Source organism: Paenarthrobacter sp. NPDC092416, assembly GCF_044755025.1.
Taxonomy (GTDB): Bacteria; Actinomycetota; Actinomycetes; order Actinomycetales; family Micrococcaceae; genus Arthrobacter.
In genome coordinates this window covers 591150-611193 of the sequence record NZ_JBIVQG010000001.1, presented here as the reverse complement: position 1 = coordinate 611193, position 20044 = coordinate 591150, and the positions used below count along the sequence as shown (strand labels likewise).

At 62.2% G+C, this 20044-nt stretch carries 18 protein-coding genes; 4 read left to right on the top strand and 14 right to left on the bottom strand.

The features are described from left to right. Positions 1-19: 19 nt before the first annotated feature. Both ACIQC5_RS02725 and ychF read right to left on the bottom strand, forming a co-directional pair. Positions 20-1702, bottom strand: a complete 1683-nt coding sequence (locus ACIQC5_RS02725) for an ABC transporter substrate-binding protein (protein ID WP_400278223.1) — start codon at positions 1700-1702, stop codon at positions 20-22. A gap of 304 nt (positions 1703-2006) precedes the next feature. Continuing rightward, positions 2007-3092 (bottom strand): redox-regulated ATPase YchF, encoded by a 1086-nt coding sequence (gene ychF, locus ACIQC5_RS02720; RefSeq protein ID WP_400278221.1) that lies wholly within the window; start codon positions 3090-3092, stop codon positions 2007-2009. 113 nt (positions 3093-3205) lie between these two features. Here ychF and ACIQC5_RS02715 point away from each other — a divergent pair, with 113 nt between their 5' ends. Next, positions 3206-4492, top strand: coding sequence for a DNA recombination protein RmuC (locus ACIQC5_RS02715; protein WP_400278219.1), 1287 nt, complete (start codon positions 3206-3208; stop codon positions 4490-4492). A 71-nt stretch (positions 4493-4563) separates the two neighbouring features. Here the strand turns inward: ACIQC5_RS02715 and ACIQC5_RS02710 are convergent, their stop codons facing one another. Both ACIQC5_RS02710 and ACIQC5_RS02705 read right to left on the bottom strand, forming a co-directional pair. After that, a complete protein-coding gene (locus tag ACIQC5_RS02710; RefSeq protein WP_400278218.1) occupies positions 4564-5649 on the bottom strand; it encodes a 4-hydroxy-3-methylbut-2-enyl diphosphate reductase in 1086 nt (361 codons plus the stop codon). Beyond that, positions 5646-6530: a hypothetical protein gene (locus tag ACIQC5_RS02705; protein WP_400278217.1), complete on the bottom strand. Its 885-nt coding sequence runs from the start codon at positions 6528-6530 to the stop codon at positions 5646-5648. Before ACIQC5_RS02705 ends, ACIQC5_RS02710 begins: the two co-directional genes overlap by 4 nt. 172 nt (positions 6531-6702) lie before the next feature. On the opposite strand from ACIQC5_RS02705, the gene xseA reads away from it, so the two are divergent. Both xseA and ACIQC5_RS02695 read left to right on the top strand, forming a co-directional pair. Continuing rightward, on the top strand, positions 6703-7980 hold the full coding sequence (xseA, locus tag ACIQC5_RS02700) for an exodeoxyribonuclease VII large subunit (protein WP_400278215.1): 1278 nt from the start codon (positions 6703-6705) through the stop codon (positions 7978-7980). 95 nt (positions 7981-8075) lie between these two features. Continuing rightward, positions 8076-8342: an exodeoxyribonuclease VII small subunit gene (locus ACIQC5_RS02695; RefSeq protein ID WP_400278214.1), complete on the top strand. Its 267-nt coding sequence runs from the start codon at positions 8076-8078 to the stop codon at positions 8340-8342. 18 nt (positions 8343-8360) lie between these two features. Here the strand turns inward: ACIQC5_RS02695 and ACIQC5_RS02690 are convergent, their stop codons facing one another. The 9 genes from ACIQC5_RS02690 to ACIQC5_RS02650 form a co-directional block, all read right to left on the bottom strand. After that, positions 8361-9215 (bottom strand): polyphosphate kinase 2 family protein, encoded by an 855-nt coding sequence (locus ACIQC5_RS02690; RefSeq protein WP_400278685.1) that lies wholly within the window; start codon positions 9213-9215, stop codon positions 8361-8363. Positions 9216-9267: 52 nt separating this feature from the next. Beyond that, entirely contained in the window at positions 9268-10488 is a 1221-nt protein-coding gene (locus ACIQC5_RS02685) for a pyridoxal phosphate-dependent aminotransferase (protein ID WP_400278212.1), read from the bottom strand. Positions 10489-10608: 120 nt separating this feature from the next. After that, positions 10609-11559, bottom strand: coding sequence for an ABC transporter substrate-binding protein (locus ACIQC5_RS02680; protein ID WP_400278211.1), 951 nt, complete (start codon positions 11557-11559; stop codon positions 10609-10611). After that, entirely contained in the window at positions 11556-12302 is a 747-nt protein-coding gene (locus ACIQC5_RS02675) for an ABC transporter permease (protein WP_400278210.1), read from the bottom strand. The genes ACIQC5_RS02680 and ACIQC5_RS02675 overlap by 4 nt, the downstream gene beginning before the upstream one ends. After that, complete coding sequence (locus tag ACIQC5_RS02670) at positions 12299-13045, bottom strand: ABC transporter permease (protein WP_400278208.1); 747 nt, start codon at positions 13043-13045, stop codon at positions 12299-12301. Before ACIQC5_RS02670 ends, ACIQC5_RS02675 begins: the two co-directional genes overlap by 4 nt. Next, positions 13045-14139 (bottom strand): ABC transporter ATP-binding protein, encoded by a 1095-nt coding sequence (locus ACIQC5_RS02665; RefSeq protein WP_400278207.1) that lies wholly within the window; start codon positions 14137-14139, stop codon positions 13045-13047. The genes ACIQC5_RS02670 and ACIQC5_RS02665 overlap by 1 nt, the downstream gene beginning before the upstream one ends. 158 nt (positions 14140-14297) lie before the next feature. Continuing rightward, complete coding sequence (rsgA, locus tag ACIQC5_RS02660; RefSeq protein ID WP_400278205.1) at positions 14298-15467, bottom strand: ribosome small subunit-dependent GTPase A; 1170 nt, start codon at positions 15465-15467, stop codon at positions 14298-14300. Between the two features lie 247 nt (positions 15468-15714). After that, complete coding sequence (locus ACIQC5_RS02655) at positions 15715-16167, bottom strand: NUDIX hydrolase (protein WP_400278203.1); 453 nt, start codon at positions 16165-16167, stop codon at positions 15715-15717. A 39-nt stretch (positions 16168-16206) separates the two neighbouring features. Next, positions 16207-18003 (bottom strand): beta-galactosidase family protein, encoded by a 1797-nt coding sequence (locus ACIQC5_RS02650; RefSeq protein WP_400278202.1) that lies wholly within the window; start codon positions 18001-18003, stop codon positions 16207-16209. Positions 18004-18053: 50 nt separating this feature from the next. On the opposite strand from ACIQC5_RS02650, the gene ACIQC5_RS02645 reads away from it, so the two are divergent. Further along, the gene (locus ACIQC5_RS02645; protein ID WP_400278200.1) at positions 18054-19079 is read left to right on the top strand and encodes a pirin family protein; all 1026 of its coding nucleotides are present in this window, start codon (positions 18054-18056) and stop codon (positions 19077-19079) included. A gap of 22 nt (positions 19080-19101) precedes the next feature. Here the strand turns inward: ACIQC5_RS02645 and ACIQC5_RS02640 are convergent, their stop codons facing one another. Next, positions 19102-20037, bottom strand: coding sequence for an N-acetylglucosamine kinase (locus tag ACIQC5_RS02640; RefSeq protein WP_400278198.1), 936 nt, complete (start codon positions 20035-20037; stop codon positions 19102-19104). Positions 20038-20044 lie beyond the last annotated feature (7 nt).

The window sequence follows — 20044 nt, the reverse complement described above, 5'->3', positions numbered from 1 at the left end:
CAAGTTCAGTTCCTGCGGGTTACTTGGCCTCGATGTTGTAGTAGAGGATTCCGCCGTTCCAGCCGGTTTCGGCCTTGATGACGTTGTTGCTCCACACAATGGCGCGTGCCTGATCCCACAAGGGCAGACCCGGAAGATCCGCGAACAGGATCTCCTGTGCCTGGTTGAACTTGGCGTTGGCCTCTTCAGTGGTCTTGGCGGCCAGGCCTTCCTTCAGAAGCTTGTCGAACTCGGGGTTCGTGTACTTCTCGTAGTTGGAGGAAGCGTTGGTTGCCCAAACCGGACCCAGGAAGTTGTAGAGCGACGGGTAGTCACCCTGCCAGCCTGCACGGGACAGACCCGGGAGGGACTGGGACTTGCGGAGGTCCAAGACCTCTGCGAACTTGGCGAACGGCTGGATTTCAGACTCGATGCCGAGGTTGTTCTTGAAGCCGTTGGCAACAGCTTCGATCCATTCCTTGTTGCCGCCGTCGGTATTGGAGGCGATCAGCAGCGGCTTGGAAGCGTCGTACGGCTTGATGGCTTCAGCCTGGGTCCAAAGATCCTTGGCCTTGGCGGCATCGAACTTGAGTACTTCGCTGCCCTTGAGGTCTTCCTTGAAGCCCTCAATGACCGGCGGTGCGAATGCCTTGGACGGCGTACGCGTGCCGTTGAATACAACCTTGGCGATTTCTTCGCGGTTGATCGCGTAGGAAAGGGCCTGGCGACGGAGCTTGCCGGCCTCACCCTGGAAGTTCGGGTTGTAGCCCGGGATGTTCAGCGTGGAGTTGGTTGCAACCGGCTTGGTGGCGTTGCGGTCCGGGAACTCCGTGACGTAGGTCTTCAGCGCGTTCGACGGGATGACGTCGGTAACGTCCAGGTTGTCACCCTGCAGGTCGGTATATGCCGGGCCCGGGTCGGTGTAGAACTTGAAGGTCACGCCGCCGTTCTTGGCTGCGCGCGGGCCGCTGTAGTCAGGGTTCTTGACCAGAGAGATGGACTGGTCGTGTACCCAGGCACCTTCCTTTTCGAACTTGTACGGGCCGTTGCCAACCGGGTTCTCACCAAACTTCTTCGGGTCCTTGATGGCCTCGGACGGAAGCGGGAAGAACGCCGAGTAGCCAAGGCGCAGCGACCAGTCGGCTTCCGGCTGGGACAGCTTGACCGAGATGGTCTGCTCGTCCGTAGCGGAAAGGCCGGACATCGTCTGTGCGGTGGGGGCCGGGGTGGAGGTCTTCTTGCCATCAGCACCCGTAGTTTCGGTCACTGCGCTGACATCGGCGTAGCCCTCGATGGATTCGAAGAAGAAGCCGTTGTTCTGGAGATTAGTGCTCAAGGCAGCGAAGTTCCAGGAGTCAACGAACGTCTTTGCCGTAATGGCCTCGCCGTTGGTGAACTTGGCTCCGGACTTGACCTTAATGGTCCAGTTCTGCGAGTCGGTGGTCTCGATCGACTCGGCCAAGGCATTGACCGGCTTGCCGGTTGCGTCGTAGGCACGCAGGCCTTCGAACAGCAGCTCCACAACGCGGCCGCCGTACACCTCATTGGTGTTGGCCGGCAGCAGCGGGTTCTGCGGTTCGTTGCTGTATGCGCTGATGACCTTGTTCGGATCGCTTGCGGCTGAGCTGTTCGTGTTGGTGCCGGAGCCGCCGCCGCAGCCGGTCACCGCCAGAGCGACGATCGCCGCCAGGCCTAGAGCTTTGGAAGTGCGCGAGAAACGCATTCCGCCTCCTATGAGTCGTGGAGTGATCAGGGGAAATTCGTGATTGCCCCCAAGGCATAGGCACAGATTCCTACTGTGACGTTGCCTACATGTGTGTGTAAGCCTACACACATTGCGTCCGGATAATGGGACTCGGCCACCAAACTGTAACCGTTCCGCAACCTCTAGATGCCTAAAACGGCGGGAATTTCAAGTCAAACGCTACTCGGTGGTAATATTCGCTGTCTGACAGCAGGACAGGACGTTTTTGGCACAAAAAAGAGCCCCGGTTCGAGTGAACCGGGGCTCTCAATAATTTCAGGGACTACACGTTGAAGCGGAACTCCACCACATCGCCGTCGGCCATGACGTATTCCTTGCCTTCAATGCGGACCTTGCCGCGCGACTTGGCCTCGGACATGGAGCCGGCTTCAATGAGGTCGTCGAAAGAGACCACCTCGGCCTTGATGAAGCCACGCTGGAAGTCGGAGTGGATCACGCCTGCGGCCTGGGGCGCGGTGTCGCCCTGACGGATGGTCCAGGCGCGGGTTTCCTTGGGGCCGGCGGTCAAATAAGTCTGCAAGCCGAGGGTGTGGAAACCAACGCGCGCCAACTGGTCAAGGCCGGATTCGGTCTGACCGTTCATTTCCAGCATCTCGCGGGCTTCTTCCTCGTCCAGTTCAACGAGGTCGGATTCCAGCTTGGCATCAAGGAAGATGGCGTCGGCCGGGGAAACCAAGGCCCGCAGCTCGTCCTGCTTCGCCGGATCTCCAAGAATTCCTTCATCCGCGTTGAAGACATAGATGAAGGGTTTGGCGGTAAGAAGACCCAACTCCTTGAGATGGGCCATCTCCAACTTGTCGCTCTTGATCGAGGAGAAGATCGTGTCGCCGCGTTCCAGTACCGCTTGGGCAGCCTTGATCGCGGCGAGCTCCGCAGCTTCGCGCTTCTTGATCTTGACTTCTTTTTCGATACGCGGGATAGCGTTTTCGATGGTCTGGAGATCGGCCAGGATCAGTTCGGTGTTGATGGTCTCCATATCGGAGCTCGGGTCAACCTTGCCGTCCACGTGGATCACATCCGGATCATCAAAGACCCGAACAACCTGTGCGATCGCCTCGGCCTCGCGGATATTCGCGAGGAACTTGTTGCCCAGGCCTTCACCCTCGGATGCCCCTTTCACGATCCCGGCGATATCCACAAAGGACACCGGGGCGGGCAGCAGGCGCTGCGAACCGAAGATCTCCGCCAGCTTCGCCAGACGGGGATCCGGCAGGTTGACCACACCGACATTTGGCTCGATCGTTGCGAACGGATAGTTCGCGGCGAGCACCTGGTTGCGGGTCAGTGCGTTGAAAAGAGTTGATTTGCCGACGTTGGGCAGTCCGACGATGCCAATAGTAAGAGCCACGAGCATTGATTCTACCCGTTGAAGCCCTTGAAACGCTTGTCCGCAAGGGCCGACCGACAAGCGACCCTGCTTGCGTGCCTAAAACTGTCGTACCCCTATGACAAGGTTTCCGCATGGATGGATTTGGATTCGTATTGTCACTGCTCATGCTTCTGATCGGCGCGGCCGTCGGCCTCGCCGCCGGCTACGTTGTCTTCCGACGCCGGGGCGCCGGCTTGGAAGAGGACTTCGACGCCGTTTCGTCGCGGCTCTCGGAGGTGACCGCCCAGCTTGCAGCTGCCGACGCCGAACGACGCCTCTTGTTCTCGCAGAATCGAGAGCTGAGCGAGGCAAGGAACTCCGATGGCAGCGTACTGCGTGCCTTGGGCCCTGTGGCGGAGAAGCTGACCGCTGTGCAACAGCAGGTCTCCCTGTTGGAGCGTGACCGGGTGGAGCAATACGGCCAGCTTGCCCAACAACTACAGGATGCCCGGTTGTCGGATGAACAGCTGCTGCGTTCCACGCACGCCTTGGCATCTGCCTTGCGCTCCAACAGTGCCCGTGGCCAGTGGGGCGAAGTCCAGCTGCGCCGGGTAGTGGAAGCCTCCGGCATGCTCCGCCACGTTGACTTCCACGAGCAGGTGCACTCGGGCCGTACCGAGAACACCCTGCGTCCGGACCTTGTCGTCCAACTTCCAGGCGGGAAGCAACTGGTGGTCGATGCCAAGGTCCCGCTGTCCGCATACCTTTCGGCGCAGGAACAGCACCATGGGGAGGGATCTCTCGGTGATTCGCTGGCGCCCAGCGGCAACCAGGACGCCAAATCACTGCTGACCCAGCACGCCAAAGCCCTCAAGGCGCACATCGATGCCCTCGGTGCCAAGAAGTACTGGGACATCCCCGGCAACTCTCCTGAGCTGGTCATTTGCTTCCTGCCGGCAGAATCCATCCTGGCTGCGGCTCTCGAAGCCGACCCCGCGTTGCTGGAGCACGCCCTGTCCAAGAACGTGGTCTTGGCTTCCCCCGGGACGTTGCTGGCGGTCCTCAAGTCTGTTGCGTTCACTTGGCGCCAGGATGTCCTGACGGACAGCGCGCATGAATTGTTCGAGCTCGCCAAACAGCTATACGAACGCATGGGCACGCTTGGCGAGAATGTTGGAAAGCTTGGAAGTTCGCTGAAGACATCGGTTGACCGCTACAACGCGATGGTGGGAACGCTGGAGGCCCGGGTTCTGCCAACGGCGCGGAAGCTGAATTCCATGGACGACGCCGGTCTGTCGGCGCCCTTGTCAGTGGAAGCTGTTCCGCGCTCACTGGCAGCACCAGAACTGCTCGCTTTCGAAACCCGCGATATTCAGAATGGCCTTCCAGTCTCCGCTGATGAACGCGAATCGGACGAAGACCAGGAGTCGGCAGCCTAACCGAAAGGTGACCCGTACTGTGGGGTTCTTTCCAGAACGCCACAGTACGGGTCACCAACGGAAAATCATTGCTAGGACGTGGGGCGGTTCCCACGGCCACCAAGTGCGCGGGTCACATCGCCCGCCTCCTTGAGGGTGGCACGTAGTTCCTTCGGGAGAGAGAACAGGAGGTCCTCCTCGGCCGTGACCACTTCCTGAACTTCGCCGTAGCCGTAGTCTGCCAGAAGTCGCAACACGTCCTGAACCAGTACTTCCGGAACTGAAGCACCGGAGGTTACGCCCACCGTAGCAACACCTTCAAACCACCGCTCGTCAACCTCGTTGGCAAAGTCCACGCGGTACGACGTCCTGGCGCCGTACTCCAGGGCTACCTCCACAAGGCGCACGGAGTTGGAAGAATTCGCCGAGCCCACAACGATGACCAAGTCGGCCTGCGGGGCGATCTTCTTGATGGCCACCTGCCTGTTGGTGGTGGCATAGCAAATGTCATCGCTGGGCGGATCCTGCAGCGTGGGGAAACGATCTTTGAGCAAGCGGACCGTTTCCATGGTCTCGTCGACGCTTAGCGTGGTCTGGGACAACCAAATGGTCTTTTCCGGGTTGCGGACGGTGACCTTGTCGACCTCGTGCGGGCCATTGATGATCTGGATGTGGTCAGGGGCCTCGCCCGCAGTTCCTTCGACTTCCTCGTGGCCTTCATGGCCAATGAGCAGGATGTCGTAGTCCTCCTTGGCGAACCGTACGGCTTCGCGGTGAACCTTGGTGACGAGCGGACACGTGGCGTCGATCGTGCGCAGGCCGCGGTCTTCTGCCGACTGGACCACTGCCGGCGAAACGCCGTGGGCCGAGAAGATCACCAAGGCGCCTTCAGGAACCTCGTCTGTTTCTTCGACGAAAATGGCGCCCTTTTCCTCAAGTGAGCTGACCACGTGGACGTTGTGGACAATCTGCTTGCGGACGTAAACGGGCGGGCCGTAGTGCTCCAAGGCCTTTTCGACAGCAATGACGGCCCGGTCAACACCAGCACAATAGCCGCGTGGGGCCGCAAGCAGAACCTTCTTGGGGCCGGCGACGGGTGCCGCCGCCAGCACCTCTTCCGGAGAACGCCGCCTCCGGGGAACGGTGGGCATCGGAATGGAAACTGCTGTGCTGGTCATCCTTCCATGCTACCGGCACGGCCTGACGCCGTTGACAGACCCGGGCTTCGCCGGGAGGTCACCAGGAGACCAATGATGCCAACCACAGCCAGCGCGCCTGAACACATCGCGGCAACCGTGATCCATTCGCCAAAACCAGACCTCGCTGCGTCCAGGAATTCCTGCTTGAAGAGCTCGGCCACGCTGTTGGCACTGGCGATGTTCCCCACCAACCCACCGGCCAAAGCCGAAGCAGCGGTCCACAGGGCAGCAAGAGCTGCCCCGCCGACACCCAGAAACAGCACTACCGCAGGACGACGCCGGGCGGCCGCAAGAGCGAGGAGAACGGACACGCAGGCGCCAAGGGCTGGAATCCACCACAGCGGAGCAAAGGCTGCGACGCGCTCGACGAGTTGGCGGTGTGAAGGCTCGCCCAAAGACACCAAGGATTCTGCCGGCACATCGATGCGCAGCCCTGTGGCTGAGGCGAAGTGGTCTCGAATCAGCCGGACCAGCGGCCCGATATCGAGGAGCAGGGACGTGGGTGTTACCGCTTCTTCTGCTTGCTGCCCAACACTGAAGTTGAGCTTGTGGCTGCTCCGGACGGTTTCCTCCCACGCCTGGGGGTAGTCGGTCCACGATTGCATCCCCGTGGCAGCGCCCTTTAGTGCGTCCGACGCCAGATTCCTCACCGGTTCGGGAAGGTCAACGTTGGCTTCGAACGAGCCCACGGCCGCAACGGCCAGGCGACTTTGGAAATCGGGGTCCTCCCCCAAAGCACCGGCCAAGCGAACGAAGCCGTCTTCTTTCACGACGTTCAGATCCACCCAGGCAGCAGGAACGGCGACAGCCGTCAGCAGTATTGCCAGGAGGACTGCTACTGCTGAGACAAACGATCGCAAAAGTCATCCTCGGAGTCGGGGGCTATGCCTTAACCCTAGGTGTATCCACAGGATAAGGAAAAAGTCAGGGCCCGGTGCTAAAGCTATGGATAGAGTTGGAAGGCCGGCCGGGGACCCGCTGGCCGCACCGCTAGCGAGGACAGAGACATGCAGGTACAAACACGGTCAAGCCATGGCAGCTGACGCCATACCGGAATCGACGCTGCCGGGAACCGCGGCCGAGACAAGCCCGGACAATCCCTGGCCGCTGCAGCTGCTGTCCCGCAAGCTCAAGGCCCACATTGAGCGGGCACCGGCGGCTTGGATCGAGGGCCAAGTCATTGAATTGAACCGGCGAGGCGGCAACGCGTTCCTTACCTTGCGGGACGTCGATGCCGAAATCTCCCTGCCGGCATCGGTATGGTCCACTGTCCTCGACCGTCAAAAGATCCCTCTGGAGCGCGGCTCAAGAGTTGTAGCCCTGGTCAAGGCTGACTTTTGGGTGAAGACCGGGCGGCTCAACATGTCGGTGAAGGACATTCGGCCTGTTGGTTTGGGAGACCTGCTGGCCCGGATCGAGCGGCTCCGGCAGGCCTTGGCAGCCGAGGGCCTCTTTGCCGATTCCCGGAAGCGCAAGCTGCCACTTCTCCCCCACCGCATCGGCCTCGTGACCGGCCGTGACTCCGACGCCAAGAAAGACATCCTGCGCAACGCTGCGTTACGCTGGCCCGCAGTGGAGTTCGATGTCCGCGAAGTAGCCGTCCAAGGCAACACCGCAGTCTCGCAAATCATTGCCGCACTGAAGCAGCTCGATGCGGATCCGCACGTGGACGTGATCGTCCTTGCCCGCGGAGGCGGAGCGCTGGAAGACCTCTTGCCGTTCAGCAATGAAGAACTGGTCAGAGCTGTGTCAGCCGCCACCACGCCTGTGGTCAGCGCCATCGGCCACGAAGCGGACCGCCCCATCCTGGACGATGTCGCGGACCTCCGCGCTTCGACACCCACGGATGCCGCCAAGCGGATCGTTCCAGACGTTGCCGAGGAACTGGCCATGGTCCGCCAAGCACGGGACCACCTGCGCAGGTCCATCGGCAGGTTGGTGGACCGTGAATCAGACCGACTCCATGCCCTCAGGTCCCGGCCCGTCCTTGCCGCGCCGGAGTCCATGGTTGCGCTGAGATCCGAAGATATCGGCCGGCTCCGGAAGCGAGCCCACGCGGCCGTGAGTACAGCAGTGGTACGCGCTTTGGACCAAGTCCACCACCTCCGCGCCCAGGTGAGGGCACTGTCACCTCAGAAAACATTGGATCGAGGCTATGCCGTTGTCCAACTCGTCGGTGCTGACGGGGCGGGGCACACCGTTGTCGGCAGTCCGGAGCAGGCACCGGAGGGCACCGGGTTGGCCATCCGGGTCGCAGAAGGCCGGTTCGCAGCCATTTCACGCGGCCAAGGGCAACTCAGCGAACACTGACTCCATGGCAGTCAGCCTGCCAGCCCATGCCGAACAGCAGGGCACCCACTCCACGAACATTCCGGCACTCACTTCACGAAAAAGAGGATCGCCTTATGACCACAAACAACGCATCCCAGGAATCACCGGAGTCATTGGATTCCCTCAGCTACGAAGACGCCCGCGAACAGCTGGTGGCCGTCGTGGGCAGGCTTGAAGCCGGAGGGGCCAGCCTGGAAGAGTCCCTGGCCCTGTGGGAACGCGGTGAGGCTTTGGCCAAGCGTTGCGAGGAATGGTTGGAGGGCGCCCGCAAACGCCTGGCCACCGCTCACGGAGCCACCAACGAGACCAACGACACCAACGGAAGCACTGAAGCGCAATAGCTCTCGATTCGCGGAAACCTAGGAGTCCGCAACCAGTCCGCGCTCCGCGGCGACGTCGAAATCGGCTTTTGGCCAGGCCAGCGCCATGCGATCCAGGGCCTCCAGCAGCAACTGCTGAACCGCGATCCGCGCGTACCACTTCTTATTGGCGGGAACGACATGCCACGGCGCGATCTCCGTAGAAGTCTTCCGGAACGCGGCACCGTATGCGTCCATATAGTCGCCCCAGAACGCGCGTTCCTTGAGGTCGGTCCGGCTGTACTTCCAGTGCTTGCTGGGGTCGTCCAAGCGTGCAATCAACCGCTTCTTTTGTTCGTTACGACTGATGTTGAGCATCACCTTGACGATTGCGGTCCCCTGCTCGGCAAGGCGCGCCTCGAAATCGTTGATGGCCGCATAGCGTCGCTCCAACTCATCGGCATCCGCCCATCCGTGGACGCGGTGAATGAGGACGTCCTCGTAATGCGAACGGTCGAAGACGCCCACCATGCCTGCCGCCGGCGCCTGCTTCTCAATCCTCCAGAGGAAGTCGTGGGACTTCTCCTCATCCGTGGGCGCCTTGAACGCCGCCAGTTGAACACCTTGCGGGTCCATGGCACCGACGACGTGGCTGACGATGCCGCCTTTGCCGGCCGTGTCCATGGCCTGAAGGATCAGCAGGAGGCGCTTGTTGCTGCCGAATTTTCCCTCGGCGAAGAGCTTCTCCTGCAACTCCTTGAGCCTCGCGTCCTGGGTCACCAACAAGGCCTGGCCGTCCGCCTTGGCTCCTGAGTAGCCGGGTGTGGATGCGGGATCAACGTCTACCAGGGAAAACCCCGACCCCACAGCCAGCACCGCGGCCGGACTCTTGGCGAACTCCACTGCAACGGCCATGGCTTGCCTTTCTGCCGGGCTGCGCCTTGTTGGCACAGCCATGAACCTCAGGCTAGTTGCCGGGGTACTTCCCCAGGAAGTCCGCCATGCGGCCAATTGCTTCTTCGATGTCCTTGACGTTGGGCAGCGTCACCATGCGGAAGTGGTCGGGGCGCACCCAGTTGAAAGCACGGCCGTGGGACACCAGGATCTTCTGCTCCTTCAGCAGGTCCAGGACAAACTTTTCGTCATCCCTGATGTGGTAAACCTCGGGGTCGAGCTTCGGGAACAGGTAGAGCGCTCCCCTGGCTTGCTGTGTGCTGACGCCGGGGATGGCATTGAGGAGGTCATAGGCCTTGTTGCGCTGTTCGAGCAGCCTCCCGCCGGGCAGGATGAGGTCGTTGATGCTTTGGTATCCGCCCAGTGCCGTTTGGATGGCATGTTGGGCGGGAACATTGGCACAAAGCCGCATGTTGGCCAGGAGGTTGATGCCCTCAAGGTAGTCCGCAGCGTCCTTCTTGGGTCCGGAAATGGCCATCCATCCAGCACGGTAACCACACACCCGGTACGCCTTGGAGAGACCACTGAAGGTCAGGCACAGGACGTCGTCACCGGTCAGCCCGGCGAGGTTTACGTGAACGGCGTCTTCGTAGAGGATCTTCTCGTAGATTTCATCCGCGAACAGGACCAGGCCGTGCTTTTCAGCCAGCGCCACAATCTTCTTGAGCGTCTCTTCCGGGTAGACGGCGCCCGTGGGGTTGTTCGGGTTAATGACCACGATGCCCTTGGTGCGGGGCGTGATCTTGGCTTCCATGTCCTCAAGATCGGGCTGCCATCCGGATTCTTCATCGCAGAGGTAGTGGACGGGGCGGCCGCCGGCCAAGGCGACTGAAGCAGTCCAGAGAGGATAGTCCGGCGTGGGAATCAGGACTTCGTCGCCGTCCTCCAGGAGGGCCATGAGGGACATGGTGATGAGCTCGCTGACGCCGTTGCCGAGGTAGATGTCGTCAACGTGGATGTTCTGGATGCCGCGCGTCTGGTAGTACTGCGAAACAGCTGTCCGGGCAGAGAAAATACCGCGGGAATCGCTGTATCCCTGGGCGTGTGGCAGGTGGCGGATCATGTCCACCAAGATGGCGTCAGGCGCTTCAAAGCCAAAAGGGGCCGGGTTTCCGATGTTCAGTTTGAGGATCCGGTGACCCTCCGCCTCCATTTGCTGGGCTGCCTGAAGAATCGGTCCACGGATGTCGTAGAGGACATTATGAAGCTTGGTGGACTGCTTGAATTTCGCCATTCATCAAATATGCCACACGGGTGATGGACTTCAGCTGAGACTTAACTCACATATACGACGACGGCGGTGACGGACCCGCGCGGGCCCATCACCGCCGTCGTGCGCGGTTTTCGTCCTGTACTACTTGACGATGCCCTTGTCCTTCAGCCAAGCGGCAGCAGCATCCTTGGGGCTCTGCTTCTGGTCCCCGCTGACGGCCCGGTTGAGGTTGATCAGATCGTCAGTGGTCAGAATCTTGGACACGTTGTTAAGTGCTTCCTTGGCCTTGTCCGTCATCTTGGCCTTGCTGTAAAGCGGCAGTACCTGCTGTGCCTTGAAGTTGTTCTTCGGGTCCTCGAGCACCACGAGGTCGTTGTCCGCAATGGACGGCGTGGTGGTGTAGATGTCAGCGACCTGAACCTTGTCTTCCAGCAGTGCCTGGAGAGTCAGGTTGCCGCCGCCGTCATTGAAGGGCTGCAGTCCCTTGAGCTCGCAGTTGTAGTTCTTCTTGAGGCCCGGGAAACCGTAAGCCCGGGTCTCGAACGTGGCCGGTGCGGCCATGGTGAAGTCCTTGCACACCTTGGCGAGGTCCTCAATGGACTTCAGCTGGTACTTTTCGGCCGTGGCCTTGGTGACCACCATGGCGTCCTTGGACTCCGCCTTGGCCGGCTCCAAGACCGCCAGCCCCTCAGGAAGCTTGCCCGGGAGAGCCTTGTAAACGTCCTCGGCCGAAACCTCGGTTGCCTCTGTATCAACGTAGGAGAGCAGGTTCCCGGAGTAGTCCGGGACGAGGTCTATGGAACCGTCCTGCACTGCCTTGAAGTAGATCTCGCGCGAGCCGATGTTGGGCTTGGTGGTCGCTGTGACGCCTGCGGCATTGAGTGCCCCGGCATAAACCTCCGCGATGACCTGGCTTTCCGGGAAGTCGGCAGAACCCACTACAAGTGAGCCTCCGGCACCGGTGGTTGCCGACGTCGACGGCGTGGCGAGCGGACTTCCACCGCACGCGCTCAACGCGAGGGCCACACCCAGGCCGGCAGCCAGGCCGCCAAGTCCACGGCGCGTAAGGGTCATGGGGACGGGGTTCTTCATGGTGTACCTCCTTGAACGGCAGCCCCGGCTGGTGCAGCGGCTGTGAGATCGTCGGCGGCCTTATGGCTGCCGCTGGAATCGAGCGTGAGACCGGGCGAGAGGACCAGCCTCTGGATACCGGCAAGGATGAGGTCCACAGCGATGGCAAGGGCGGCAATCAACAGCGAACCACCGAGCATCCTCGGAAAGTCCTGGAGGACCAGGCCGTCGAACAAGTAGCGTCCCAAACCGCCGAGGGGCAAGTAGGCAACCACCGAAACCGTGGCAATGACCTGAAGGACAGCGGTCCGAATGCCGCCAAACATGACCTGAAGGCCGTTGGGCAGCTCCACGCGGAACAGGATCTGCAGTTCGGTCATTCCCACCGACCGGGCGCCGTCAACTACGGCGGCATCGACGCTGGAGATCCCTGCATAGGTACCGGCGAGGAGTGGGGGAACCGTCAGGATCACCAATGCCCAGACGGGTGGCATCAGGCCGGTGCCCGCCAACAGGGCAAAGAGGACCAGGAGGCCCAGCGTGGGCAGCGCGCGCAAAGCACCGGCGACTGCCACTGCTACCACACGCCCCCGGCCGGTGTGCCCGATGTAGAGGCCGGCCGGCACGGCGATGGCAGCCGCGATGACCAAGACCAAGCCACTGTATTGGAGGTGCTCAGCCAGTCGCGTGGGAATGCCGCCACTGCCGGTCCAATGTGTGGGATCGGTGAGCCAAGCGATGGTATCCGTGAAAACGTTGCTCATGCCGGCGCCCCCGGATCTGGACGGACTGCACCGTGGTGGACCGCCGGTCCTGACTTCGGTTCGGTCAGCAGTGCGGTGCCGTTCTTGCGTTCGCCTTTGCCGGCTCCGCCCACTGCGCGGGTCCACGGCGTTAGGAGTCGCTCCAGGACTACCAGGATCGCGTCCATGAGCAGGGCCAGCACAAGGATGGCAATGATGCCGACGACTACCTCTGTGATGAAGGTTCGCTGGAGGCCATCCGTGAACAGGATCCCGAGGTTGCCAACCCCCAAAAGAGCCGCAACGCTGACCAGGGAAATGTTGCTGACCGACACCACGCGGAGCCCTGCGAAGAGCACTGGCAGGGAAAGCGGCAGGTCAACCTGGAAAAACCTGGCCAGAGGCTTGAAGCCCATGGCCACGGCAGCATTGCGGAGGTTGTCATCCACGGAGTCGAATGCGTCCATCGCCGCCCGCACCAGCAATGCAACAGCGTAGATCGTCAACGCCACCACCACATTGAGCGGATCGAGGATCCGGGTTCCGAGGATCGACGGCAGGATGATGAACAAAGCCAAGGAGGGAATGGTGTAGAGCAGAGACGTTGCAGTGGCCACCACTGATCTCAGCGTTGCGTTTCGACGGGCCACTTGGGCAAGCGGGATCGAAATAAGCAAGCCGAGCAGCATGGGGATCACAGCCAGCACCAGGTGCTGGCTTGCGAGCCCCAAAATCAGGCCGGTGTTCGCGAGGAACCATTCCATCAGGTGGCGTCCTCCCGGTGGTGTCGGGCTTCCTCAATGAGGGCCAGGACTTCCGCGCCTTTCAATACTCCGGCGACGCGACCGTCGTCGTCGATGGCAACTCCGAGCCCCGACGGCGACGACAGCGCTGCGTCCAGCGCACGTCGCAAGGTGTCGCCCTTGCGGAACAGTGAGCCTCCAGGGATCAGGCCGGCTCCGTCACGGGGCGACGACCAGCCGAGCGGCCGGGAGTCTTCATCGATAACAAGAGCCCACTCCCCCGTGTGGCCGCCGACGTGGCGGCCTTCGGTGGCGTTGACCATGGTGACAGGGTGCAGCCTGACGGAGTCTGCCACGTCGAACGCCAAGTGCCTGAAGCCCCGGTCCCGGCCAACGAACGAGGCAACGAAGTCGTTGGCCGGTGCCCGAAGGATCTCTTCGGGGGCCGCGTACTGGGCCAGTTTGCCGCCGACGGCGAACACCGCCACTTTGTCGCCCAGGACCGTGGCTTCATCGATGTCGTGCGTCACGAAAACTATCGTCTTGGCCAGTTCCCGCTGCAGGCGTAAGAGCTCCTGCTGCAGTTCGTCCCGGACTACAGGGTCCACGGCGCTGAAGGGTTCATCCATCAGCAGCACGGGCGGATCTGCGGCGAGCGCGCGCGCAACGCCTACACGTTGCTGCTGGCCGCCTGACAGTTGCGAGGGATACCTTTTGCCGAGGACGGAAGCCAGTCCAACGACGTCGAGCAGTTCCGCTGCGCGCTTCCGAGCCGCCGCCTTCGAAACACCGTTGAGCCGCGGGACGGTGGCGATGTTGTCGAGAACGGACCGGTGCGGAAGCAAACCCGCCGACTGCATGACGTAGCCCATGGAGCGGCGCAGCCGGGCGGCTGGAACTTGGGACACGTCCTCCCCCGCCACAGTGATGGTGCCTGCGCTGGGCTCCACCATCCGGTTGATCATGCGCAAGGATGTCGTCTTTCCACAGCCCGACGGACCGACAAAGACTGTGATGGCGCCCTTGTCGATGGACATGCTGAGAGCGTCGACCGCCGGCTGCCCGCCCTGGTACTGCTTGGTCACGCTCTGGAACTCAATCATGGCTTCAGCCATACCCGGGCTTACCTATCTGTGGTCGACGACGTCGGTCGGTAGAGCCAAATGATCATAAGCACTCTTATTTTTGGCTGTAAAGCCGATCTTCACCCAGCGTAGCCAGCACCACCGACGATGTCAGCGACGCCACGTATTCCGTAATGAATCGGCAATGTTCACCGTTTCCGGCGTTTACCGCTCCGTGCAGCGCGCTCCTCGGCTTGGTCATGTTTGTACCGCTCGACCGCACGTTGTCCCCTCTCGGCTGAAACCACCTTCTGGTGCCATTCCCGCTGATATGCGCGCCGCGCTGCGGCATCGTGTTTGCGGTTGAGCGCCGCCAGCTCGCGCTGCAGTTTGAGGTAACTCGCCCACCGTCGCGGATCCAACGATTCCTCAGCCAACGCCTCCTGCACGGCGCAGCCCGGCTCTGCTTGATGGGCGCAGTCAGCAAAGCGGCACCGGGCGAAGAGTTCGTCCAGATCCCCGAACATTTCCTCCATGCCGTTGTCCGCATCGAACAGGCCAAAGCCACGGACACCCGGAGTGTCCATCAGCACCGCTCCACCTGGCAACGGAACAAGCTCCCGTGAGGTGGTGGTGTGCTTGCCTTTGCCATCACCAGCGCGGACGGCACCGGTTTGTTGGACTTCGTGCCCGATAAGTGCGTTGATGAGCGTCGATTTGCCGGCGCCCGACGGCCCCAGAAAGACGAGTGTTGAACCTGCGGGAATGTGCTGCAGCAACTCGTCGAGGCCATCGCCATGCTCGGCTGACGTGGTGACCACCTCCACGCCCGCGGCCTGCCGCATGACTTCCCCAACGACGTCGTCCGCCAGGTCCGCGAGGTCCGCCTTGGTGATGACAACCAACGGCGTCGCACCTGAATCCCAGGCTGCCACCAAAGTGCGTTCGAGCCGGTTGTGCGTCAGCGGCCGGTCTACTGGAACCACCACCGCCACGATGTCGATATTGCTGCCCAGGACTTGTTCCTCGGACGACGCTTCGAACGCCCTTTTGCGGCTAAGTGCCGAATAGCGTGGAAGGACCTCGACGACGGCGGACTCCCCGGCGCTGTTGTGGCCGAGCCACACCCAGTCACCGGTAGCGGGCAATTCACCCTGCATTGGATACGGGAGATGAAGCATGCCGTTCTGCGCCGCGACCAGCACTCGGTTCCTGTCGACCCGGACTACCCTGCCTGGGCTGTGGTGATGGTCGATGTCAGCGGCCCGATGTGAGCGGAAGAGTTCCGCGGTGCGTTGCGTAAAGCCGTAGTCCGTTGGTCCGGACAGATCGTTGCCGAAAATAGTTGAAGGGTTGCTTGAGGAAGCGTGAATGTTCAATGGATAGCCTCTGCTGAGGCCCGGCCGCCGCGCCGCTTATTTTTGCTGGTTACGGCAGGCAGATGCCGGGACAGGAATGGTGGGGTGATGACGGTGCGCCGCAACTGAGAGCGGGGCGCGCAAGATCGTGACAATCATCAAATCCACCTCCTTGGCATCCAGGCCGGCGGCTGTTCAGCCGGCAACGGTGTTCAGCGTAACCAAAACCTGCCGGGTTTGGCTAGGTCTTTTGGTATCCGGCTTCCGCTTAGTCGAGCTTTCCGTCCACCGGGCGCTCACGGTGCAGCCGCAGGGCAGCATCCACCAGCGAAACCCGGTTGAGCTCCGGCACTTCCTCCAGCGGGATCCACGCTGCGTGTGTGGTGCTGCCATCAACCTCGTGCGTCAGGTCACCGCCAACGATGGCGGCCTCATAGACCAGGCGAAGTGCTTGGAAGTCCCGGAAGGAACCGTCCAGCCGGGACTCACCGGGCCAGTGGCCGACGTCGATGCCCAGCATGCCCTCAATCCGGGCCTGGTAGCCGGTTTCCTCAAAAACCTCCCGCCGACAACCGTCTACGGGATGTTCAGCGAGGTCCAAACCACCACCGGGGAGTGTCCAGCCTTCCTTGCCGTCCTGCTTCCAGTAGGCCAGGAGAATGGCACCTTCCTGGATGATGACGGCGTAGGCGGCAGGGCGGGTATCGAACTGCAGACTCATGGTGCCAGCTTAGTTGCCGGACTCGGAGCCCGTTTGCCCCTAGGGAAGTTCTGCCGCGGCGATCGGACCCGGCTCTTCGGGGCCGAGGTCCGAGGCTTCGCGAAGTTCGACGACGGTCCCCGCCTTCTCGAGTTCAAGCACCTTGATGGTGTTGCGGCCTGCTCGCAGCAGCGGAGCGGGCGCGTACAGCGTGATTTGCGGCCCCTTGCTCCAATAGCGCCCCAGCAGGAACCCGTTGAGCCAAACAAACCCTTTCCCCGAATCAGGAAGGGCGATGTATGTATCCGCAGGTTCCGTGACGTCGAAGTCCGCCCCGGCGAGGCCCGCAAGGTCCTGGGAGGTCCAGTCGGCCAAAGCCACCGGCGTCTGGGTCCAGTGAAAGGTGTATCGCTGGTTGATTAAGACTCCGCCCAGGATCCCCTTGCCATGGCCTGTTAGCGGGCCGTAGTTGATCCGGCCCAGGTTCTCCACCAGGATCTCGAGCTTCGCGGGAACTCCGGTCCCGGTAACGGCAAGCCCCTCAGCTCCCGTCACGTCATCCAGGATGCCCGCGAAAGTGCCATCGACCCAGACGTAGGCGCGATCGTTGAGGCCGGTGATCTTCAAGCGAGCCTCGGTGGGGGCCTCCGGACGTCCCGGCAGGATGGCCTCCGAGGCGTACAGGACCATGCCGCCGTCGAGCCCCAAGGCCTCGAAGCTCAGCGGCTTGACGCTGCCAACCGGCTGGCCCGCCTGGCGGACCAGTTTCAGCAGGTCCGGGGCGGCAGACAGTGCAAGGGATTGGGCGGGCAGCACCCGGGCTTCGGCAAGCAAATCGGCGGGCAGTTCGGGAACGTCTGCAATGCCTTGTGCCCGGAAGAACTCCTTCCGGAGCGCGTGGAACTTGGACGTCAACGCCCCATTTTCGGCAATGGGCGCGTCGGAGTCGTAGCTCGTGACCGTGGGCTGAAGCATGCTGCCGTCGTGGTTGCTGCCCGAGCCAAGACCAAAGTTGGTTCCGCCGTGGGCCATGTAGATACACACCGAGCCGCCGAGATCGAGCATCTTGCGGGCTTCCGCCGCGGCTTCTTCGGCGTCGCGGCGATGATGGTGTTCGCCCCAGTGGTCAAACCAGCCGCCCCAGAATTCCACGTTGAAGAACGGCTCGTCTGGACGGCGGCGCTGCCAGGTTGCCATGGCTTCGTCGCCACGGCTCCCCAGTGTGGCCGTCGCCCATGTGCCTTCCACTGATCCGCCGTCGAGGAAGTAATCATTGCCGCCGTCGGCCGTGAAGAGCAGTTCGGTGATACCCCGCTCTTCCAACACGCGCCGGTTCCAGCGAATGTAATCGTGGTCATCGCCGTAACTGCCGTATTCGTTCTCGATCTGAACGGCCACGACAGGGCCGCCGGCCGCAGCCTGCCGGGAGGCAACAATCGGCAGCAGGTGATCGAACCATTCCTCGATCGCAGCCGTGAACTGCGGGTCCATGCACCGCAGCCCGATCCCGGGAATCCCGGTCAGCCATGCCGGGAACCCCCCGTTGTCCCACTCGGCACAAATGTAGGGCCCGGGGCGCACGATCACGTCCAGCCCCTCCTCCGCGGCGAGGTCAATGAACCTGCCCACGTCACGCCATCCAGTGAAATCCGGGGCCACATGGGGCATAGGCTGGTGGAAGTTCCACGCAACGTACGTGTCCACGGTGTTGGCGCCCATCGCCTTGAGGCGGCGCAGCCGGTCCTGCCACAGGTCCGGGTGCACCCTGAAGTAATGGATGGCTCCAGCAAGGATGCGATACGGTTCACCGGAACGGTAAAGGACGGCGTCGTGGTAGCTCAGGAGGGCGTGGGTCACGTGGAACAGATTAGCTCAATTTCCAACATTTATGCACAGGTGATGTTCACATGACCAATTTGGATACCTCCCCGGCCCAAGAAGTCTGCCCTGCCGGCCATCTCGGCCAGGGGCCGTGCGTCCAGCTATGGCCGGCACGCGAGGTACCGCTTGGCGGAGTCAGGGCCATGAACGTGTTCCGAACCCTTCCCCAGCGGGGGCTGCCGACAGTCGGAGCTTGGTGCTTCCTTGACAGTTTTGGCCCCGACCGCGTGGCAATGAGCGTCCTCCCGCATCCCCACGCCGGCCTCCAAACCGTCACCTGGCCGCTGGAGGGAGCTGTCCGGCACCGCGACAGTGTTGGCAGCGACGTTGTGGTCCGTCCGGGCGAACTGAACATCATGACAGCAGGGCGCGGGATCTCCCACTCTGAGTTTTCGGTCTTGCCGGCCACCAACGGATCGGCCGAGTTAGTAGAGGAGATCCCCGTCTCGCGAGGGCTCCAGTTATGGGTTGCGCTCACCGACGAACACCGTCACCGGGAGCCTTCCTTCGAGCAACACAGGAATCTGCCCGTAGTCACGGGCGACGGATTCAGCGCCACGGTCATGGTGGGAGAATTCGCCGGTCAGCGCTCCCCCGCCACGATGTTCAGCCCGATCGTTGGCGCTGAAATCAGCGGTTCAGGAACGCTCGAACTGCCCTTGCGGGAGGATTTTGAGCACGCCGTCCTGGTGCTGGACGCTGGCGTGGTCATCGATGGCGAAGACATCGGACCCGGGCCACTGGCATACCTGGGCGCCGGACGGACTTCACTGACCGTACACGCGGTTCCGGACACACGCTTCTTGCTGTTGGGCGGTCAACCGTTCGAGGAAGACCTCCTCATGTGGTGGAACTTCGTGGGGCGGACACACGAGGAAGTGGAAGAGGCCCGCGAGGAATGGGAGGCCCAGGGCCTGCTCGACGACGACGCTGCGGCCGCCTCACGTTTCGGATTCATCAAAGGACACGGACCGGATGCTGGCCCTGAAGCCGGACGCATCCCCGCGCCGCCCCTGCCCGGAGTCAAGCTGCGGCCGCGAACGCGGGGCTAGCCAAATACCGCCGCTGGTTGGCCTAACCCCGCTGTTCGGCCACGAGCCGAGGTACACCGAACACGGGATCCTGCTGCAGGATCCGTACGTCCACTATGCCTCCTTCTGCAAGTCTGGCTTTGAAGGCCTCCTGGAGCCGCGGAACGTTCATGCCCAGACCGCTGCCGAGGATCACAGGACCGTCCAAGCCCAATTGGCGAACAGCCTGTTCGGCCAAGTCAGCCAAGTCCCGGCCGGCTTGATCCACCAGTGCGGCGCTGATGGGGTCGCCGGCGTCTGCTGCTTCGACCACCAGCCGTGCTCGCTGCGCCCAGTACCGGCGGCCTGTGTCCGGTGAGTGGAAGAGGGCTATGAGCTTGTCCGGACCGTCCACTCCGCAGGAGTCCAACAGGGCACGGCTGAGTTCGTCCGGTTCAAGTCCCTGGTTCATGCGGCGCAAGCTGTGACGCACTGCCTCCCGGCCAAGCCAGTAGCCGCTGCCTTCATCTCCCAGGAGGTACCCCCAACCGCCCGCACGGGCTTCCTCGCCGGCGTCGTTCTTGCCCCACGCAGCCGAGCCGGTTCCGGCAATCACGGCTACGCCCGTGCTCGCTCCGCCCGCGGCCAGCAGCAGCCGGGAGTCATGAACCACCGTGATCTTCGCTCCCGGAACGTGCGGAGCAATGAGGTCGGCGAGCGCCTGAGCATCCTCATCAGTGTCGATGCCACCAGCCCCGGCGTACACCTCATCGATGTGGCCGCCGCCGATCTTTGCGAACAGTTCGGCGAGGTTGGCAATTGCCACTTCCCGGCTCACGTTCTGGACGTTGGCGCTGCCCGAACTTTCATCCCGCACGGGGATACCGTCCTCGAACCGGACGCCACGGGTCTTGGTGCCCCCGATGTCCAAGCCAATGACCGTCAGGCGAAGGGCTCCGGAAGCTGATGGGGAATGTTTGGGAAGGTCAACATTGTTCACCGTGAAA

Coding starts and splice junctions, on each gene's coding strand:
- ACIQC5_RS02715 (WP_400278219.1), top strand. CDS start 3,206: ATGGATGGATTTGGATTCGTATTGTCACTGCTCATGCTTCTGATCGGC.
- ACIQC5_RS02655 (WP_400278203.1), bottom strand. CDS start 16,167: ATGAGTCTGCAGTTCGATACCCGCCCTGCCGCCTACGCCGTCATCATC.
- ACIQC5_RS02690 (WP_400278685.1), bottom strand. CDS start 9,215: ATGGCCGTTGCAGTGGAGTTCGCCAAGAGTCCGGCCGCGGTGCTGGCT.
- ACIQC5_RS02725 (WP_400278223.1), bottom strand. CDS start 1,702: ATGCGTTTCTCGCGCACTTCCAAAGCTCTAGGCCTGGCGGCGATCGTC.
- ACIQC5_RS02710 (WP_400278218.1), bottom strand. CDS start 5,649: ATGACCAGCACAGCAGTTTCCATTCCGATGCCCACCGTTCCCCGGAGG.
- ACIQC5_RS02675 (WP_400278210.1), bottom strand. CDS start 12,302: ATGAGCAACGTTTTCACGGATACCATCGCTTGGCTCACCGATCCCACA.
- ACIQC5_RS02670 (WP_400278208.1), bottom strand. CDS start 13,045: ATGGAATGGTTCCTCGCGAACACCGGCCTGATTTTGGGGCTCGCAAGC.
- ACIQC5_RS02645 (WP_400278200.1), top strand. CDS start 18,054: ATGACCAATTTGGATACCTCCCCGGCCCAAGAAGTCTGCCCTGCCGGC.
- ACIQC5_RS02665 (WP_400278207.1), bottom strand. CDS start 14,139: ATGGCTGAAGCCATGATTGAGTTCCAGAGCGTGACCAAGCAGTACCAG.
- ACIQC5_RS02695 (WP_400278214.1), top strand. CDS start 8,076: ATGACCACAAACAACGCATCCCAGGAATCACCGGAGTCATTGGATTCC.
- ACIQC5_RS02685 (WP_400278212.1), bottom strand. CDS start 10,488: ATGGCGAAATTCAAGCAGTCCACCAAGCTTCATAATGTCCTCTACGAC.
- xseA (WP_400278215.1), top strand. CDS start 6,703: ATGGCAGCTGACGCCATACCGGAATCGACGCTGCCGGGAACCGCGGCC.
- ACIQC5_RS02680 (WP_400278211.1), bottom strand. CDS start 11,559: ATGAAGAACCCCGTCCCCATGACCCTTACGCGCCGTGGACTTGGCGGC.